The 1346-nt window shown below is 42.7% G+C and carries 1 protein-coding gene; it reads left to right on the plus strand.

From position 1 onward, the window contains the following. Window positions 1-1171 precede the first annotated feature (1171 nt). Window positions 1172-1346 (plus strand): transposase (locus Q1A48_RS21205; protein WP_299948841.1); only part of this gene is annotated, 175 nt, incomplete at its 3' end.

Below are 1346 nucleotides of genomic sequence, written 5' to 3' on the forward strand. Positions count from 1 at the left end.
TTCGTCACCTTCATCAAAACCGGTAAACCCCCTCTTTTCAAGGAGATGTGTCAGATTTGGTCTGAACTAATACATTTCATCATACCACCCGCTCCGCGGGTGGTTTACTGTAACTCCTTTTTTTAACGCTTTAGCTATTTCTGACCGACTCAGCGCTGTCCACTTCACCTTGTCATCCATTGGATTTCTCGCAGTATGATTTGACAATACGTCGAGAAACACTTGGTTGATATCAACTGCGGCTTCGAGAATCGTCTTTCTACCACCAGGTACTGGGACACTCTCTCGGTTAAGTGTCCTTCGTCTTGAAGCTCTACTATACCTTTTCTAACAGTTTTATCATCACAGCCAAATAGCGAACAAATATAAGATTGCCCTCCATGCCCTTTTTTTGCGCCTCAAACGCCCCTTATCTTTTTCGGGCAAACTGTCATAGAATCTGTTCATTTCTTCTTCGTTCTTTTCAGAGTGGTATATGCGGAAAAATATAATCCGTTAGCGAAAAATAAAATTTCACCTGAAGTTGTAATCTATTGAAATCCGGAAGTTATTTCGTGCACGTTCATTAACGTTTCGTTATCGAGTAATAGCACTTCTCGAATCGCTTTTAATTTCCAGCCCGTACCAAGCAGAATAACTGCGTTGATTTTGTATGAGGCATTGTGATTGCGCTCGACTCTGTGAGCATCACGCAGTTCCAGGGCTTGAATTCCCTGTCAGAAAAAATTTTTTCATAGACATTGACCATAGATAAAATTTTCCCAATTTCAATAAAGCATGACCTTTTGTAAAGCCGAATTTCCAAACGCTATAGGTATAGTTGCAGCACTATGCGCCCCCTTTTTTAATTATCAACGCAAATCATTCTGATGTTAGCCGGAACAGATCACTTTCTGGTTTAAACGTATCACCATCGCGCTGGGCGGCCAACATTGTTGGGCAGGCTTCGGGCTTAACATTCCATTCGGTTGTTTCTGTGATGGTAACGATTTCCCACAGCTGAAGCACCGACTAAGTTTGAAAGTTAATTGTTGAATATCGTTTTTCAGGACAGCCATTCTTTCCATGGATTGACTTCAGACTATATTGTATCTCTGCCACATAATATTAATGCAGTGAGCACGATGCGCACTATTATGCTGGGTGCGATTGCAGAAGCAAATGGACTAAGCTGAGAAAGATTCGTCAGGAATTTAATTTGGCATTGGAGCGTATCGACTGGTTGATCGACTGCGCCTATGCACCGAACGGCAAAGAGTCCATTCCCCCGGAACGATTACTGCGAGCCCTACTGCTACAGGTTTTATTCAGTGTGCGTAGTGAACGCCAGCTGATGGAACAGATGC

Source organism: uncultured Microbulbifer sp. (assembly GCF_947489355.1).
Taxonomy (GTDB): Bacteria; Pseudomonadota; Gammaproteobacteria; order Pseudomonadales; family Cellvibrionaceae; genus Microbulbifer.